The sequence below is a fragment of the Sphingosinicellaceae bacterium genome (genome assembly GCA_019285715.1).
Classification (GTDB): Bacteria; Pseudomonadota; Alphaproteobacteria; order Sphingomonadales; family Sphingomonadaceae; genus Glacieibacterium.
Genome location: CP079108.1, coordinates 3,883,691 through 3,899,350 on the forward strand (window position 1 = coordinate 3,883,691; position 15,660 = coordinate 3,899,350).

The following is a 15,660-nucleotide window of genomic DNA, read 5'->3' on the forward strand; positions in this document are numbered from 1 at the left end:
GCACGGGCACCGGGAAGCCGCCGACGACAGGACGCCACGCTGCCGACCGAGGCCTGCGAAGCCCGGGTTGAGCAGCACCGCCGCTCGCCACCTTTACCGTCCTGTCGACGCCCGCCCCTGCATCGATCGCTCTCGCATTCAGCCTTGAGGCCCCACCCAGTTAGCGCCGGGCGGGAGATAGCCGGAGGATGGACGAGCCTAACAAGCGCCCCCACGGTGTTGGAGCACCGGCGGGGGCCTTCGCGCGCCTGCTCCTCGCCTTCTTCAGGGGAGGGGGGAGAAGTGGCGGGGGCATCGCCGCAATGCCCCACACTGGCGCGCCCGCGCGCCGGTGCTAGGGTCGCGTCATGAACTCCGTCCCCGCCGCCAGCTGGCGCAACATCCTTCCCGCCGCGGTCCGCCCGTACGCCGAGCCCGCCCCGCTGGCGGCACTGGCGCTGGGGATTTCGTCGGGGTTTCCGTACACGATGATCGCGGCGACGCTGGCGAGTTGGCTGTCCGACGACGGCACCGACATCAAGGCGGTGACGGCGTTCGCGCTGGTGCTGCTGCCGTACAACCTCAAGTTCCTGTGGGCCTGGGTGATCGAGGGCGTGCGCCTGCCGGGCCTCGGGCGGATGGGGCAGCGGGTGTCGTGGATCCTGTTCGCGGGCGCGCTGGTGATGGCGGCGGTGATCAACCTCGGACTGCATCCGCCGTCGGGCGGTCTCGGGGCAACGGCATTCGCGGCGCTGCTGGTCGGCGTTGCGGGCGCGACCTATGACATCGTCATCGACGGCTACCGGATCGAATTGCTGTCCGAAGCGCAGCTCGGCGTCGGGTCGGGCATGTCGCAGTACGGCTGGCGCATCGGCGCTGCGGGCGCGGGTGGGCTGGCGCTGGTCATCGCGCAGCGGTCGGGCTGGCCGCTGGCGTATTTCGTCTGCTCGGGGTTCGCGCTGTTCGCAGTCGGCGCGGCGCTGCTGATGGGCGAGCCCAAGCGCGCCCACGAGCCCGACACCAAGCGCACCGGGGCCGAGCTGTGGCGTGCCATCGCCGGGCCGTTCGTGGAGTTCTTCCAGCGACCGGGAGCCTTTCTGATCCTGCTGTTCATCCTGGTCCACAAGATCGGCGACACGCTGGCCAACCTGACCTTCCGCCCGCTGTTCAAGGCGCTCGGCTACAGCAAGGACGAGATCGCGATCTACGACGTCGGGGTCGGGTTCTGGACGCTGCTGCTGGGCATCTTCGTCGGCGGCATCCTGTACAGCCGGCTCGGGCTCAAGCGCTCCGTGCTGATCGCGCTGATCCTGATGGGCGTGTCGAACCTCAGCTTCGCCGGGCTGGCGGTGGTCGGGCACAACAACCTCGCGATGGGGGGCGCGATCGGCTTCGAGAACTTCTGCAGCGGCATCGGCGGGGTCGCGGTCGTCGCCTATTTCTCGGCGCTGTCGAACCTGCGCTTCACCGCGGCGCAATACGCGCTGATCTCGGCGGCGGCGAGCATCCTTGGACGCCTCGTTACGGGCACCAGCGCCGGTGCGATGATCCAGCAAATGGGTTTTGTCGACTTCTACCTGTTCACCACGCTTGCTGCCGTGCCGGGAATTACTCTTTATCTTTATATGCTTAGGTCGGGACTGGCGGACGTGCCACGCAGGGATGGCGACAGCAGCGCGCCACTGTCATAAATCTCGGCTACGGCGCTGTCACAATTCCGGGGCGGCTTGGAGCGGGCACATGGCACACGCGATGAAGGCGACGGCGGTGGCGGCGGACTGGCTTGCGGCGACGCCGTTCATCCATCGGTCGGGGCAGCTCGACGTCCGGCTGGCGACCTCGGCGGAGGAGATCGCCGCGGCGCAGGCGTTGCGTTACCAGATTTTCTACGACGAGATGGGCGCCTCGCCGACGCCGCGGATGACGACCGCGCGGCGCGATATCGACGACTATGACGCGGTCTGTGACCATCTGCTCGTCATCGACCACGGCGACGACGGCCGGCCGCACGTCGTCGGCACCTACCGCCTGCTCCGGCAGGTCGTCGCCGAGCTCAATCGCGGCTTCTACTCGGCCGGCGAGTACGACCTGTCGCCGTTGGTCGCGACCTCGGCGACGTCGGGCCAGCTTCTCGAACTCGGCCGCAGCTGTGTCGCGCCTGCCTACCGCAACAACACCACGATCACGCTGCTGTGGCGCGGCATCGCGAGCTACCTGCAGACCCACTCGATCGGCCACATGTTCGGCTGCGCGTCCCTCCACGGCACGGATCCTGCCGCGCACGCCGCCGAACTCAGCTACCTGTACCACCACCACCTCGCGCCGCCGGAACTGCGCGCCCGCGCTCTGCCCGAGCATTATGTCCCGATGGACGTGCTCGACCCGACGCGCTTCGACACGCGCGCCGCGTCGAAGGCGCTGCCGCCACTCGTGAAAGGCTATCTCCGCGTCGGCGCGATGATCGGCGACGGCGCTTTTGTCGATCGCCAGTTCAACACCACCGACATTTTCGTGGTGATGCCAGTCGAGCGCATCACCCGGCGCTATGCGGGGCGCTTCGTGATCGGCGCGAACGACTCCGACTAGCCGGCGTCCTGGCCGTTGGCCTGGAGCACGCCACCCGCGAGGTAGAGCGAGCCCGCGACCAGCACCACCGGCGGCCGGGCGCGGTCGGCACCCTTGGCAATCTCGGCGATGGCGGCGCTGACGTCGGTGGCGGCCACCCCCGGCAGCCCGACGTCCTTCGCAGCAGCGGCGAGCGCTGCCGGCGAGTGATGCTCGTGCCCCGGTACCGGCACCCCGTAGACTGCAGTTGCACGGCCCGCGAACGGCTTCATGAAGCCGCCCATGTCCTTCACCGCAAGCATGCCGACGACGATGTAGAACGGCCGCTCGGCAAGGCTGTGGCCGCGAAATGCGTCGGCGACGGCGCGGGCCCCGGCGGGGTTGTGCGCCCCGTCGAGCCAGATTTCGCTGTGGGGCGGCAGCTTGGCGGTCAGCGGCCCCGGCTCGAGCTTTTGCAGGCGCGCCGGCCACTCGGCCCAGCCCATCCCGGCGCGCAACGCCGAATCGGGCATCGGCAGCACATGCTGGGCGCGCAGCATCGCCACCGCGAGCGCGGCGTTGTCGAGCTGGTGCGCGCCGACGAGGCGCGGCAGCGGCAAGCTGACCTTGCCCGCCAGGTCGCGGTAGTGAAGCGCGTTCTCGTAGGTCGCCGCATCCCAGTCATCGCCGCGGACCAGCAACTTCGCTCCCGCCAGCCCGGCGACTTCGGCGATCCGCGCCGTGACCGCGCGCGGGTATTTCGACAGCACCAGCGGCCGTCCACGCTTGGCGATCGCGGCCTTCTCGCCGGCGATTTCCAGGATGGTGCGCCCCAGCCATTGCTGGTGGTCGAGCCCGAGCTGCGCGATGCCCGCGACCTCGGGGATGACGACGTTGGTCGCGTCGAGCCGCCCGCCCATGCCGACCTCGACGATGCAGGCGTCGGCGGGTGTGCGCGCGAACGCCATGAAGGCCAGCGCCGTGGTCAGCTCGAAGAAGGTGATGCGCCCGCCGCCGTTGACCGCGAGTACCTCCGACAACAGCCCCTTCAGCGTCTCGTCGTCGACGATATTGCCGGCCAGCCGGATGCGCTCGTTGAAGCGGATCAGGTGCGGCGAGGTATAGCTGTGCACCCGCCGCCCCGAGGCCTCGAGGCAGGCGCGCAGGAATGCCGCGGTCGACCCCTTGCCGTTGGTTCCGGCGATGTGGAACACCGGCGGCAGCTTCAGGTGCGGGTTGCCGAGGCGGCGGAGCAGATGCTCCAAGCGCCCGAGGCCGAGGTCCATGGTCTGCTCATGCAAAGCGAACGCCGCCGCGAGCAGCGCGTCGAGCACCGGGTCGGTCGCCCGCGCGGCTTCCATGTCAGGCGTCTTTGGCGGCAAGCGAACTGGCGTTCACGCCGCCTTGGCCCGGTGCATCAGCAGCCCGAGGATGCGCCCGAGCGTGGTGCGAAGGTCCTTCCGCTCGACGACCATGTCGAGCATGCCGTGCTCGAGCAGGTATTCGGCGCGCTGGAAGCCTTCGGGCAGCTTTTCGCGGATGGTCTGCTCGATGACCCGCTGGCCCGCGAAGCCGATCAGCGCGCGCGGCTCGGCGAGCTGGATGTCGCCGAGCATCGCATAGCTTGCGGTGACGCCGCCGGTGGTCGGATCGGTCATCACGACGATGTAGGGCAGGCCGGCCTCGCGCAGTTCGGCGATCGCGACGGTGGTGCGCGGCATCTGCATCAGGCTGAGGATGCCCTCCTGCATGCGCGCGCCGCCGGCCGCGGTGAAGACCACGTAGGGTGCCTTGGCGGTAATCGCGGCGCGGGCACCGCTGAGGAACGCCTCGCCGACGCCAAGGCCCATCGAGCCGCCCATGAAGGCGAAGTTCTGGACCGCGACGACGGCCTCGACGCCCTCGATGCTGCCGCGCGCGACGATCATCGCCTCGGTCTCTCCGGTCGCGGCGCGGGCGGCCTTGAGGCGGTCGAGGTAGCGCTTCTGGTCCTTGAAGTGCAGCGGGTCCTCGGCAACCGGCGGCACCGAGATGCGGACGTGGCTGCCGCCGTCGAAGACGTGCGCGAAGCGGATGTCGGGGCCGATGCGCTCGTGGTGGTCACAGCGCGGGCAGACCCGGAGGTTCTCGTCGAACTCCTTGGTGTACAGCATGGCGCCACAGTTCCGGCACTTGTGCCACAGGTTCTCAGGCGTCTCGCGGCGCGAGATGAAGCCGCCGAGGCGTTGTCGTGTGCGGGTGAGCCAGCTCATTCCGCTGCTAATTGCGCGCGCGCCGAGCGGACCGCAAGGCTCAGGCTGGCGACGAAGGCCTCAACTTGCTCCGGCAGGTCGTTGGCGCGGGCGATCGAGGCCGCCCCGATCAGCTCGACGATCGCCGAACCGACGACGACCGCGTCGGCCACCCGCGCGACGGCGGCAGCCGCCTCGGGGGTGCGGATGCCGAAGCCGACCGCGACCGGCATCATGGTGGCGGCCTTGATGCGCGCGACCGCGGCGCCGATGTCGTCGGCGGTCGCGGCATTGGCCCCGGTGATCCCGGCGACCGCGACATAATAGAGGAAGCCCGAGGCACCGCTGACGATCGTCGGCAGGCGGCGGACGTCGGTGGTCGGGGTCGCCAGCCGGATCAGGTGCAGGCCGTGGCCCGCCAGCGCCGGCGAAAGCTCGGCATCCTCCTCGGGCGGCAGGTCGACGACGATGCAGCCATCGAGGCCAGCAGCGGCGGCATCGGCCGCGAACGAGGTCGGGCCGTAAGCGAGGATCGGGTTGAAATAGCCCATCAGGATCAGCGGCGTCGCCTGGTTCCCGACGCGGAAGTCGCGGACCATCGCCAACACCTTGCGCAGTGTCGTGCCGGACCCGAGCGACCGGATATTGCCCGCCTGGATCGCCGGCCCGTCGGCCATCGGGTCGGTAAACGGCATGCCGATCTCGATCACGTCCGCCCCGCCGGCGACGAGGCTGTCCATCACCCGTGCGCAGGTGTCGAGATCGGGGTCACCCGCGGTGACGAAGGTGATCAGCGCGGCGCGGTGGGCCATGGCGCAGGCGGCGAAGGTGCGGGACAGGCGGTCGGTCATGCGGGGGGCTGCCGGAAGAGCACCGTAATCGGCGTGCATCCTGTGTTTGAGATGCCCCTCACAGCTCCACGCCCAACGCCGCGGCGACCGTGAAGATGTCCTTGTCGCCGCGTCCGCACAAGTTGGCGACGACAATCTCGTCCGCTCGCATCGACGGTGCGAAGCGCATTATCGCGGCGATGGCGTGCGCCGGTTCGAGCGCGGGGATGATGCCCTCGGTGCGGCACAGCAGCTGGAACGCGTCGAGCGCCTCGGCGTCGGTCGCCGACTGATATTCGACGCGGCCGATCGAGTGCAGCCAAGCGTGCTCTGGGCCGATGCCGGGGTAGTCGAGGCCGGCGGAGATCGAATGCGCCTCGGCGATCTGCCCGTCGGCATCCTGGATCAGCCGGGTCTTGTTGCCGTGCAGGACGCCGTCGACGCCGCCGAGCAGGGAGGCGGCATGCTTGTCGGTGTCGACGCCGTGGCCCGCCGCCTCGACACCGATCATCTTGACGCTGGGGTCGTCGAGGAACGGGTGGAACAGCCCGATGGCGTTCGAGCCGCCGCCGATCGCCGCGACCAGGACGTCGGGCAGTCGGCCCTCGGCCTCCAGGATTTGCGCCTTGGCCTCGTGGCCGATCACCGACTGGAAGTCGCGGACGAGCTCCGGGTACGGGTGCGGGCCGGCGGCGGTGCCGATGATGTAGAAGGTGTCGTGGACGTTGGTGACCCAGTCGCGCAGGGCCTCGTTCATCGCGTCCTTCAGGGTCTTGGAGCCGCTCTCGACGGGGCGGACCTCGGCGCCGAGCAGCTTCATGCGGAAGACGTTGGGCGACTGCCGCTCGACGTCGCGCGCACCCATGAAGATCGTGCACGGCAGGCCGAACCGCGCCGCCACGGTCGCGGTTGCGACGCCGTGCTGGCCCGCCCCGGTCTCGGCGATGATGCGAGTCTTGCCCATGCGCTTGGCCAGCAAAATCTGGCCGATGCAGTTGTTGATCTTGTGCGCGCCGGTGTGGTTGAGTTCGTCGCGCTTGAAGTAGATTTTCGCGCCGCCCAAATGCTTGGTGAGCGCCTCGGCGAAGTACATCGGGCTGGGGCGGCCGACGAAGTGCTTCATCAGCCAGTCGAACTCGGCCTTGAACGCCGGATCGGCCTGCGCCGCGCGGTAGGCGACCTCGAGGTCGAGGATCAACGGCATCAACGTCTCGGCGACATAGCGCCCGCCATAGGGGCCGAAATGGCCGCGCGCATCGGGACCGGCGCGCAGGCTGCCGCCGAAATCCCGAACCAAATTATCTTGTAAAGCCGTCGCCACTACGCCGTCCTCGCCGCTTCGATGAACGCCCTGATCTTCGTCACCGACTTGACGCCGGAAGCCTCCTCGACCCCCGACGACACGTCGACCAGCGCCGGACCGCAGCCCCGGATCGCCTCGGCGACGTTGCCGGCATCGAGCCCGCCCGACAGGCCCCAGGGCAGGTCGGGACGCGCGTCCGTCAGCAGTCGCCAGTCGAAACGGAGCCCGTTGCCGCCCGGCAGGGGGGCTTCGCTAGGCGCTTTGGCATCGAGGAGCAACAGGTCGCAATTGCCGCGCGCCGCCGCAATCGCGGCGCGGATATCGGCGGCGCTGGCGACTCCGGCGGCGCGCCACACCGGCTTGCCGTAGCGGGCGCGGAGGGTCGCGGCGCGGGCGGGGGCCTCGGTGCCGTGCAGCTGGATGATGTCGAGCGCGGGCATTGCGGCGTCGAGCAGCGCGTCGTCGGGATCGACGAACACCCCGACCTTGCGGACATGCGGTGGCACCCGCGACGCGAGATCGGCGGCGCGCTCCGGCGACAGGTTACGGGGCGAGGCGGCGAAGAACACGAAGCCGACGTGGGTCGCGCCTGCTGCGGCCGCGGCGTCGATGGTCTCGGGCGTCGAGAGCCCGCAGATCTTGATGTCGGTCACAGGCTGGCGAGGATGCTGCGCGCGGCCTCGGCGGGATCCTTGGCGGCGGTGATCGGGCGGCCGATGACGAGCATCGACGCGCCCGACTGGAGCGCGTCCGCCGGGGTAACGGGGCGCTTCTGGTCGTCGCGCTGGGCTCCTGCAGGGCGCAGGCCGGGGACGACGAAATAACCGTCGGGCCACTCGGCCTTGATCGCGGCGACCTCGCGGCCCGAGCAGACGATACCGTCGAGCCCGCATGACTTCGCCAGCCGGGCCAGCTTCAGCGCCTGCGCCGACGTCGCCGCGCCGATCCCGGTTTCGCCGAGGTCGCGGTCGGACAGGCTGGTCAGCACCGTCACCGCAACGACCTTGGTCGCCGGGTCGGCGATGCGCCGCGCGCGCTTGAGCATCTCGCGGCCACCCGCTGCGTGGACGGTCATCACGGCAGGCTGGAGGCCGCGCACCGACTGGATAGCGCGCGACACGGTGTTGGGGATGTCGTGGAACTTCAGGTCGAGGAAGATCGGCAGGCCGAACGCGGCCATCGCGCGCACCCCGTCCGGGCCGTTGGCGGCGAAGAACTGCAGCCCGAGCTTGATGCCACCGACATGGGGGGCGACCGTCCGGACCAGTTTCTGGGCGACTCGGAGCTGGGCAGTATCGACCGCGACGTAAATCGGATTTGGGACCGGGTTGGTCATCCGCACCCCGGCGGCACGATCGTCGGCTGGGCGAAGCTGACCGCACCGGGATGCCCGAGCGGCGGCGTCGGCATGGCCTCGGGCGACAGCGGCGCTGCATAACTGGCGAGCGGCGCGACCGCGGCGCTCCGCAGCACCCACCGCCGCCGCACCAGCCGGTGGACGATGTACATCGGCAGGAAGCCGATCAGCAGGACGCCGAGCAGCAGCACCGGCAGGTTGATTATGATCTCGGTAGGGCCGAAGACCAGCGGCACCTTGATCCAGTTGGCGCCTGCGAAGACCCCGAACGCGACCAGCGCGATGAGCCACAGGACGAGCCGTACGACGCCCATCACAGCTCCCCGTCGAGGGGCGCGAGGCCGGCCTCGGTCAGCGCCGCGAGCAGCGCCACCGCGCACGCATCAAGCAACACCGGGTCGGTGGCACGGATGACGAAATTGGCCCCCGTCCGCCCCTCGCGCCAGAACGGGTAGCTGCCGATCTGGGTGCCGGGGTTGGCCTTCTCGACCGCCGCCAGCGTCGCCGCGACCGCGCTCTCGGCGGTCCAGGCCGCGACCGTGCGGCTGAGCACCGGCGCACCGCCCTGGAGCTTGCCGTCCAGCGCCGCGAGCATGCCCTGGGTTATCGCCGGGACACCCGCCATGATGAAGATGTTGCCGTGGCGAATACCGGGCGCACCGGTGCGCGGGTTCTCGATCAGCTCCGCCCCGTCGGGCACCCGCGCCATCCGCAGCCGGGCGTCCGTCAGCTTGTCACCGTAGTATTTCTCCAGGATCGCGCGCGCCTTGGGGTGAACGACGACGCCGACCCCGAGCGCGGCGGCAATCGCGTCGACGGTAATGTCGTCGTGTGTCGGCCCGATGCCCCCGGTGGTGAACAGATAATCGTGCGCGACCCTGAGCGCGTTGACCGCGTCGCCGATCGCCGCGTGATCGTCGGCAACGACCCGCACTTCGCGCAACCGGATGCCCTGCACCCCCAGCCACTTGGCAAGGTAGGCAAGGTTCGCATCCTGCGTCCGCCCCGACAGGATCTCGTCACCGATGATCAGCAGGGCGGCGGTGTAGATGCGGCCAGCGTCGGGTGCGCTTTCGGGGGCGAGGTCGGCCATGTCGCGCGGGTCTAGCGCAGGGTGCCGCCGCACGGAAGGCCCGGCCAGCGATGAACATTCGACGCCTCGACAGAAGGGGCCGGCGCTGCTGCGCCGGCCCCCTGCCGTTCAAGTGCTTCGGTCAAGCGCTTTGTTCAAGCGTTCGGTTTAGCGAAGGCGCTCAGGCGGTGCGCGCGAAGCTGCGGCGCATCGAGAAGCCGGTCATGCCGAAGCCGGCAATCATCAGGCTCCAGACTGCAGGCTCCGGGATCGCGCTCGTCGGCGTTGGCGGGATCAGGTAGGTCGCCTCATCGTTCGTCGCGATGACGAACACACGGTCGATGACGAAGTCCTTGGCGGGAGCGCCGAACGAATTGAAGGTGAACGAGGTCAGGTAATTGCCCGACGTCACGATCTGCGCGACGCCGCTGAAGTTGTACCATTGCGTGGCACCGACCTGTGATGCGGTGAAGCTGGCGACATCGACGCCGATGATCGAGCCGGCAAAGGTGGCGTCGAATCCGTTGTTGGCACCGTTCTGCGGCAGATACGCGCTGAAGCCGATACGGTAGTTGCCAGAATGCAGGGCGGTCAGCTGCGAAATCGACTCGTTGTTGGCGTAGTCCGCAACGAAATAGGCCGCATGAAGGCCGACGACGTCGGGGCTCGCGGACACCGAATTGTCGAAGGGAACGGCTTCGCCGTAGGCGCCGCCGCCCTGGCCGTAGCTGGCGGCGCTGTTGTAGTTGAGGACAACGGCAGGGTCGGCAAGGCCAGCGGTGCCGGTGTGCGTGAAGCCCGTGAAGTCACCGGCCTCGAAGCTGCCGTTGACGATCAGGTTGACGGCAGCGCTGCCCGGCGCGGCAATGCCGAGAACGGCGGCTGCGCTCATGAGCGACACGATTGTCAGGCGAAAATTCATTCAAGGTCCTTCGTGTGTGACGTTTGTTATGCATCCGTCACGAAGCAATTCCCGTGCCAAACAATAAGTCGTTGAATAGGCGTAACGGAATGTTAGGCGCGATGCTCAAAGTGTAAAAATCACCGACACATTTGCCGGGGCGGAAGTGAACGAACTGGTCGACAGTGGTCGTGCTTGCGCGTTTCCGGCCCCGGACATACATCGTACCGATGACCTACGCCGCCACCTACGACGCGCTCGCCGATGCCGAGGAGCGGACCGCGACGATCAAGCTGCATGGCCCCGAAGGTTTTGCCGGGATGCGCAAGGCCGGAAAACTCGCCGCGGAAGTGCTCGACATGCTGACCGCGCACGTCGTGCCGGAGGTCGTGACCAGCGATCTCGACAAGCTCGCGTACGACTTCGCCTTGGCCCACGGGGCGCTGCCGGCGACGGTGTTCTACCGCGGCTACAGCCATTCGCTCTGCATCAGCGTCAACCACGTCGTCTGCCACGGCATGCCGGGGGCCAAGCGGCTGAAGGACGGCGACATCGTCAACATCGACGTCACCGTCATCGTCGACGGCTGGCACGGCGACACCAGCCGCATGTACCTGGTCGGCGACGTGCCGCTGAAGGCGCGCCGCCTCGTCGACATCACCTGGGAATGCCTGCAGCGCGGCATCGCGGCTGCCAAGCCCGGCAACACGCTCGGCGACATCGGCCACGCGATCCAGAGCTACGCGGAAGGTCAGCGCTGCTCGGTGGTGCGCGATTTCTGCGGGCACGGCGTCGGCCGGGTGTTCCACGATGCACCGAATGTCGTCCACTTCGGCCGCCCGAGGACCGGCGAGATGCTCAGGGCCGGCATGATCTTCACCATCGAGCCGATGATCAACCTCGGCGCATCGAAGGTGAAACTGCTGGAGGACGGCTGGACGGCTGTAACCCGCGACCGCTCGCTGTCGGCGCAGTTCGAGCACAGCATCGGCATCACCGAGGACGGCTGCGAGATCTTTACCGGATCACCCGCCGGCCTCGATCACCCGCCCTACGCGGTCTCGTAACGGAGACGTGATGACCTCGGCACGGCGAGCGACTAGGCTCCCCGCATGCCTGGGGACGAAGATCAGAAAAGCGGACACCGCGAACGGCTGCGCGAGCGGCTGATCGAGGGCGGCGGCGATGCCTTCCTCGACTATGAGCTGATCGAATACATCCTCGGGCTGGCAATTCCGCGCCGCGATACCAAGCCGTTGGCAAAGCGCCTGCTCGACGAGTTCGGCTCGTTTCCGTCGATGCTGGCGGCCACTGCCGGCGAACTGGCGCGGGTCGAGGGAATGACGTCGGGCGCGGCGGCGGCGATCAAGTTCGTCGAGGCGGCCTCGCTCCGATCATTGCGCAGCGCCGCCATCGGCCGCGAGGTGCTGTCGGGCTGGCAGGCACTGACCGACTATCTCCACGCCAGCATGGCGCACCGGGTGACGGAGGAGTTCCGGGTAATCTTCCTCAACAACCGCAACGTCGTGGTCCGCGACGAGGCAATGGGGAACGGCACCATCAACGCCGCCGCTGTGTATCCGCGCGAGGTCGTCAAGCGGGCGCTGGAGCTCGGGGCAAGCGCCGTCATCCTGGTCCACAACCACCCCAGCGGCGACCCGTCGCCGAGCCGGGACGACATCCAGATGACGAAGACCATCGTCGACGCCGGCAAGCCGCTCGGGCTGGCGGTCCACGATCATGTCGTGATCGGACGCACGGGCCACGCCAGCTTCCGCGCGCTCGGCCTGCTGTAGCGCCCACGAAAAAGGGGCCGCTTGCGCGACCCCTTCCGTCCTCTCGGTGCGACCCGAAGGGACAACCGACGCGAGCGTTGCGCTAGGCGCGCTCGCGACCCCGGTTCAGCGCGGGGGAGTCGTTGAATCAGCCGGTGCAGCAGAATCGGCCGGTGCCGCGCCATCCGCGGGCGGCGTCGTCTCGGACATCGGCGCCATCGGAGCTCCGGCGTCAGGCGCCGGGGCTGCTCCGGCCGGAGCGTCGGCCGGCATCGGTGCCGAGCCCATCGCCGGGCCAGCCGCCGGTGCACCGGCACCGCTGGCGCTGGCGAGCTGCTGGGTGTTGAGATCCTTGGTCACCGCCTGCGCCTTGGCATCACCGCCGGCGGCAGCACGATGGTGCTTCATGCTTGTCCGCGCATCGGCGGCGGTAGCGGTCAACGCGGTGGCAGCGATAACCGCCGCCCAAAGAGTCCGGTTCATAACATTCTCCTTCGTGCAAATTCGTTCTTGCGGCCAACACCGGGACCCTCGGGGTTGCTCCAGTGCTGCCAGCTCGTGGTCGTCCCGACGCTGTCGCCGGTTACGGCCAAGCCACGATCCTTAACGGTTCGAAGGCGCGAAAGGTCCGTCGCCGGTCGCGTTGTCTGCCCGGCTCACCCTGTGCTACCCCCCGCGCTTTCCTGCCGAGGCCCGACCATGATCCCCCGTTATTCGCGTCCCGAGATGGTCGCCATCTGGGACGCCCGCACGCGTTTCCAGATCTGGTTCGAGATCGAGGCGCACGCCATGGACGCGCTGGTCGAGCTCGGCGTCGTTCCCGCCGAAGCCGCGAAGGCGGTGTGGGAAAAGGGCGGCTTCGACGTCGACCGCATCGACGAGATCGAGCGCGAGACCCGCCACGACGTCATCGCCTTCTTGACCAACCTTGCCGAGCACGTCGGGCCGGAAGCGCGCTTCGTCCACCAGGGCATGACCAGCAGCGACGTCCTCGACACCTGCCTCGGCGTCCAGCTGGCGCGCGCCGCCGACCTGATGATTGCCGACATCGACGCGCTGCTGGTCGTGCTGAAGCGTCGCGCCCTCGAGCATCGCCTGACCCCGACGATCGGTCGCAGCCACGGCATCCACGCCGAGCCGACGACCTTTGGCCTCAAGCTTGCCCAGGCCTACGCCGAGTTCGACCGCTGCCGGGCGCGGCTGGTGCTGGCCCGCGAGGAGGTCGCGACCTGCGCGATCTCGGGTGCGGTCGGGACCTTCGCCAACATCGACCCGCGCGTCGAGGAGCACGTTGCCAAGGCGATGAACCTAACCGTCGAGCCGGTCTCGACCCAGGTCATCCCGCGCGACCGCCACGCGGTCTATTTCGCCACGCTGGGCGTCGTCGCCGGCTGCATCGAGCGGCTCGCCACCGAGGTCCGCCACCTGCAGCGCACCGAGGTCCTGGAGGCGGAGGAGTATTTCGCCCCCGGCCAGAAGGGTTCGAGCGCGATGCCGCACAAGCGCAACCCGGTCCTCAGCGAGAATTTGACCGGGCTCGCGCGGCTGGTCCGCGGCATGGTCACGCCGGCGCTGGAGAACATCGCGTTGTGGCACGAGCGCGACATCAGCCACTCGTCGGTCGAGCGCATGATCGGCCCCGACGCAACGGTGACGCTCGACTTCGCCCTCGCCCGGCTGACAGGGGTGATGGACAAGCTCGTGGTCTATCCAGAGCGGATGCTGGCCAACCTCAACAAGATGGGCGGGCTCGTTCATTCGCAGCGCGTCCTGCTGGCGCTGACCCAGGCGGGCGCGAGCCGCGAGGACGCCTACAGCCTGGTGCAGCGCAATGCGATGAAGGTCTGGCAGGCCGATGGCCAGCTCCAGCTGCTCGACCTGCTGACCGCCGACGCCGAGGTCACGGCGTACCTGGAGCCCGATGCGCTCGCCGATCTGTTCGACCTCGGCTACCACTTCCGCCACGTCGACACGATCTTCGCGCGGGTGTTCGGAAGCTAGGCCGGAACGGCTCCGATCGGCTGCCGGGGCGCGAACGGCCGGAGTGCCGCAAGCAAGCGCACCGCGGCGATCTGTTGCGGCCGCCATCCGGGCTGGAGGAAGCGCACCGCGGTGACCACCAGCACCGCCGCGACGTTCTTGCGAGCCGCCAGTCACCGGATTCCGCTCCGCCGCGAAGACACGGTGCATCAAGTTGCGGTCGCGGGCCATCCGCACGGCCACCACGCACGACCGTCCACCGCAGCCTCAGGCGGGGACGCCCTCGCACAGGGTCCGGACGAGGTCGCGACCGTGGGTGAAGGCGCGCCAGCCGAGGTCGCGGGCGATCCCGGAGGGGTCACCCAGCTCCACGTCGGCAGGCCGTGGGGCGGGCAGCCGGTCGCCGAGATCGACCTTGAAATAGGCGGCGGCGTGGACCGCGATGTCGCGGCGGCTGAGCGCGACGCCGGTGGCGACGACCTCGTCGCGGGGCACCGGGGCCTGCAGCATCCGCCACATCGCGTCGACGTACTCGGGGGTCCAGCCGAGATCGCGGGCGCTGTCGGGGTCGTCGAAATTGGGCAGCACGCCGCTGCGCGCGAAGTCCCGGACCGCGAGCACCGCCGCCAGGGCCCAGTGGTCGGGCGGATCGAGGCGCGAGGCATGGTCATAAAGCCGGCCGGAGACCACGAAGCGGCCCGGCTCGGCGATGGTCACGCCGTTGCCGCCGGGACCGGCCGCGACGAACACGCGCACCTCGGGCCAGGGCGTGGTGCAGGCGCTCGCATCGACACTGCCGTCGAGGACATAGACCTCGTCGTGCGGCGGGCCCTCGAGCGAGGCGAGCGCGGAGGCGAGCAGGTCGACCTCGTCCGCGCCGAGCGTCGCCAGCATTGCGGCGGCCCGGTCGGGGTCGGTTGAGCTGCCCGCGACCGTGTAGTGGCGGGCCCTCAGCAGGCGCGCGAGATATGCTCCGGCGGGGGTGTCGAGGCCGATGATGGTGGCGCGTGAGGCGGCGGATGAAGACATGGGCGGCGAAGTGGCGGCGGCGGCGGCCCGGGTCAAGGCCGCTTCGCAGGCACCGGCGACCGTGATTATACGCTCCGGTGCAGCACTGCGTCGCCAATGGGAGCCGGAATGTCGATCGAATGGCAGGGAAAATACCTCGAGGTTCACGTCGAGGGCACGTGGGAGTTCGCGGCGCGGACCCGCGACATTGCGGCAGCGGTCATCCTCGCGGTCACCGATGTCCGCGAGATCGTGCTGGTCGAGCAGTGGCGGGTGGCGCTCAAGGCACCGACCATCGAGCTGCCGGCCGGGCTGGTCGGCGACGACATCCCCGGTGAAGACATGGCCGCGTCGGCGGCACGCGAGTTGGAGGAGGAGACCGGCTTCACCGCGGCGCACCTCGATGATCTCGGCGAGTTCGCGACCTCGCCGGGCATGACCTCGGAGCGCTTCCGGCTGTTCCGCGCCCACGGGCTGGTCCGCACCGGTCCCGGCGGCGGCGTCGAGGGCGAGGCGATCACCGTCCACCTCGTGCCGCTGGCGGGCCTCGGCGGGTGGCTCGCGGCACGCCGCGCCGCCGGGTGCGTTATCGACTCGCGGCTGCTGGTCGCACTCGGGCCGACTGTCATGGAAACTTAACGTCCGGGTGAAGACGGTGCTATGAGGGCCGCGGGTCACAA

The 15,660-nt window shown here is 69.1% G+C and carries 17 protein-coding genes; 6 read left to right on the forward strand and 11 right to left on the reverse strand.

Annotated features, from left to right (window positions below):
• Window positions 1-347: 347 nt before the first annotated feature.
• Both KX816_17840 and KX816_17845 read left to right on the forward strand, forming a co-directional pair.
• Window positions 348-1,670: an MFS transporter gene (locus tag KX816_17840; GenBank protein QXQ06033.1), complete on the forward strand. Its 1,323-nt coding sequence runs from the start codon at window positions 348-350 to the stop codon at window positions 1,668-1,670.
• Window positions 1,671-1,731: 61 nt separating this feature from the next.
• A complete protein-coding gene (locus KX816_17845) occupies window positions 1,732-2,565 on the forward strand; it encodes a GNAT family N-acetyltransferase (protein ID QXQ08657.1) in 834 nt (277 codons plus the stop codon).
• On the opposite strand, the gene KX816_17850 is transcribed toward KX816_17845, so the two are convergent.
• The 9 genes from KX816_17850 to KX816_17890 all read right to left on the reverse strand — a co-directional run bounded on the left by KX816_17850 (window position 2,562) and on the right by KX816_17890 (window position 10,208).
• Entirely contained in the window at window positions 2,562-3,884 is a 1,323-nt protein-coding gene (locus tag KX816_17850) for a bifunctional folylpolyglutamate synthase/dihydrofolate synthase (GenBank protein QXQ06034.1), read from the reverse strand. The genes KX816_17845 and KX816_17850 overlap by 4 nt on opposite strands.
• A gap of 33 nt (window positions 3,885-3,917) precedes the next feature.
• Window positions 3,918-4,775, reverse strand: a complete 858-nt coding sequence (accD, locus tag KX816_17855; GenBank protein ID QXQ06035.1) for an acetyl-CoA carboxylase, carboxyltransferase subunit beta — start codon at window positions 4,773-4,775, stop codon at window positions 3,918-3,920.
• Window positions 4,772-5,605: a tryptophan synthase subunit alpha gene (gene trpA, locus KX816_17860; GenBank protein ID QXQ06036.1), complete on the reverse strand. Its 834-nt coding sequence runs from the start codon at window positions 5,603-5,605 to the stop codon at window positions 4,772-4,774. Before trpA ends, accD begins: the two co-directional genes overlap by 4 nt.
• 58 nt (window positions 5,606-5,663) lie before the next feature.
• On the reverse strand, window positions 5,664-6,881 hold the full coding sequence (trpB, locus tag KX816_17865; GenBank protein ID QXQ06037.1) for a tryptophan synthase subunit beta: 1,218 nt from the start codon (window positions 6,879-6,881) through the stop codon (window positions 5,664-5,666).
• Window positions 6,882-6,904: 23 nt separating this feature from the next.
• Window positions 6,905-7,540, reverse strand: coding sequence for a phosphoribosylanthranilate isomerase (locus KX816_17870; GenBank protein QXQ06038.1), 636 nt, complete (start codon window positions 7,538-7,540; stop codon window positions 6,905-6,907).
• Window positions 7,537-8,223 (reverse strand): orotidine-5'-phosphate decarboxylase, encoded by a 687-nt coding sequence (gene pyrF, locus KX816_17875; GenBank protein QXQ06039.1) that lies wholly within the window; start codon window positions 8,221-8,223, stop codon window positions 7,537-7,539. Before pyrF ends, KX816_17870 begins: the two co-directional genes overlap by 4 nt.
• Window positions 8,220-8,558 carry a hypothetical protein gene (locus tag KX816_17880; protein QXQ06040.1) on the reverse strand — a complete coding sequence of 113 codons (339 nt, stop codon included), beginning with the start codon at window positions 8,556-8,558 and terminating at the stop codon, window positions 8,220-8,222. The genes pyrF and KX816_17880 overlap by 4 nt, the downstream gene beginning before the upstream one ends.
• Window positions 8,558-9,337 carry a competence/damage-inducible protein A gene (locus tag KX816_17885; protein ID QXQ06041.1) on the reverse strand — a complete coding sequence of 260 codons (780 nt, stop codon included), beginning with the start codon at window positions 9,335-9,337 and terminating at the stop codon, window positions 8,558-8,560. The genes KX816_17880 and KX816_17885 overlap by 1 nt, the downstream gene beginning before the upstream one ends.
• 160 nt (window positions 9,338-9,497) lie before the next feature.
• Window positions 9,498-10,208 (reverse strand): PEPxxWA-CTERM sorting domain-containing protein, encoded by a 711-nt coding sequence (locus KX816_17890; protein QXQ06042.1) that lies wholly within the window; start codon window positions 10,206-10,208, stop codon window positions 9,498-9,500.
• 239 nt (window positions 10,209-10,447) lie between these two features.
• On the opposite strand from KX816_17890, the gene map reads away from it, so the two are divergent.
• Both map and radC read left to right on the forward strand, forming a co-directional pair.
• On the forward strand, window positions 10,448-11,284 hold the full coding sequence (map, locus tag KX816_17895; protein ID QXQ06043.1) for a type I methionyl aminopeptidase: 837 nt from the start codon (window positions 10,448-10,450) through the stop codon (window positions 11,282-11,284).
• A gap of 45 nt (window positions 11,285-11,329) precedes the next feature.
• Window positions 11,330-12,013, forward strand: a complete 684-nt coding sequence (gene radC, locus KX816_17900; GenBank protein QXQ06044.1) for a DNA repair protein RadC — start codon at window positions 11,330-11,332, stop codon at window positions 12,011-12,013.
• Between the two features lie 105 nt (window positions 12,014-12,118).
• On the opposite strand, the gene KX816_17905 is transcribed toward radC, so the two are convergent.
• Entirely contained in the window at window positions 12,119-12,475 is a 357-nt protein-coding gene (locus KX816_17905; GenBank protein ID QXQ06045.1) for a hypothetical protein, read from the reverse strand.
• 216 nt (window positions 12,476-12,691) lie between these two features.
• Between KX816_17905 and purB the strand changes: the two genes are divergently transcribed.
• Entirely contained in the window at window positions 12,692-13,993 is a 1,302-nt protein-coding gene (gene purB / locus KX816_17910; GenBank protein QXQ06046.1) for an adenylosuccinate lyase, read from the forward strand.
• Between the two features lie 246 nt (window positions 13,994-14,239).
• Here purB and KX816_17915 read toward each other — a convergent pair whose 3' ends face one another.
• Window positions 14,240-15,001 (reverse strand): GDP-mannose 4,6-dehydratase, encoded by a 762-nt coding sequence (locus tag KX816_17915; GenBank protein QXQ06047.1) that lies wholly within the window; start codon window positions 14,999-15,001, stop codon window positions 14,240-14,242.
• A gap of 108 nt (window positions 15,002-15,109) precedes the next feature.
• Here KX816_17915 and KX816_17920 point away from each other — a divergent pair, with 108 nt between their 5' ends.
• Window positions 15,110-15,619 carry an NUDIX hydrolase gene (locus KX816_17920; GenBank protein ID QXQ06048.1) on the forward strand — a complete coding sequence of 170 codons (510 nt, stop codon included), beginning with the start codon at window positions 15,110-15,112 and terminating at the stop codon, window positions 15,617-15,619.
• Window positions 15,620-15,660: the final 41 nt, after the last annotated feature.

What these genes read in the sequence shown, in the direction of transcription:
- KX816_17840 (QXQ06033.1), top strand. Translation starts at nt 348, where the DNA reads ATGAACTCCGTCCCCGCCGCCAGCTGGCGCAACATCCTTCCCGCCGCG.
- KX816_17845 (QXQ08657.1), top strand. Translation starts at nt 1,732, where the DNA reads ATGAAGGCGACGGCGGTGGCGGCGGACTGGCTTGCGGCGACGCCGTTC.
- KX816_17850 (QXQ06034.1), bottom strand. Translation starts at nt 3,884, where the DNA reads ATGGAAGCCGCGCGGGCGACCGACCCGGTGCTCGACGCGCTGCTCGCG.
- accD (QXQ06035.1), bottom strand. Translation starts at nt 4,775, where the DNA reads ATGAGCTGGCTCACCCGCACACGACAACGCCTCGGCGGCTTCATCTCG.
- trpA (QXQ06036.1), bottom strand. Translation starts at nt 5,605, where the DNA reads ATGACCGACCGCCTGTCCCGCACCTTCGCCGCCTGCGCCATGGCCCAC.
- pyrF (QXQ06039.1), bottom strand. Translation starts at nt 8,223, where the DNA reads ATGACCAACCCGGTCCCAAATCCGATTTACGTCGCGGTCGATACTGCC.
- KX816_17880 (QXQ06040.1), bottom strand. Translation starts at nt 8,558, where the DNA reads ATGGGCGTCGTACGGCTCGTCCTGTGGCTCATCGCGCTGGTCGCGTTC.
- KX816_17885 (QXQ06041.1), bottom strand. Translation starts at nt 9,337, where the DNA reads ATGGCCGACCTCGCCCCCGAAAGCGCACCCGACGCTGGCCGCATCTAC.
- KX816_17890 (QXQ06042.1), bottom strand. Translation starts at nt 10,208, where the DNA reads ATGAGCGCAGCCGCCGTTCTCGGCATTGCCGCGCCGGGCAGCGCTGCC.
- map (QXQ06043.1), top strand. Translation starts at nt 10,448, where the DNA reads ATGACCTACGCCGCCACCTACGACGCGCTCGCCGATGCCGAGGAGCGG.
- radC (QXQ06044.1), top strand. Translation starts at nt 11,330, where the DNA reads ATGCCTGGGGACGAAGATCAGAAAAGCGGACACCGCGAACGGCTGCGC.
- KX816_17905 (QXQ06045.1), bottom strand. Translation starts at nt 12,475, where the DNA reads ATGAACCGGACTCTTTGGGCGGCGGTTATCGCTGCCACCGCGTTGACC.
- purB (QXQ06046.1), top strand. Translation starts at nt 12,692, where the DNA reads ATGATCCCCCGTTATTCGCGTCCCGAGATGGTCGCCATCTGGGACGCC.
- KX816_17915 (QXQ06047.1), bottom strand. Translation starts at nt 15,001, where the DNA reads ATGTCTTCATCCGCCGCCTCACGCGCCACCATCATCGGCCTCGACACC.
- KX816_17920 (QXQ06048.1), top strand. Translation starts at nt 15,110, where the DNA reads ATGTCGATCGAATGGCAGGGAAAATACCTCGAGGTTCACGTCGAGGGC.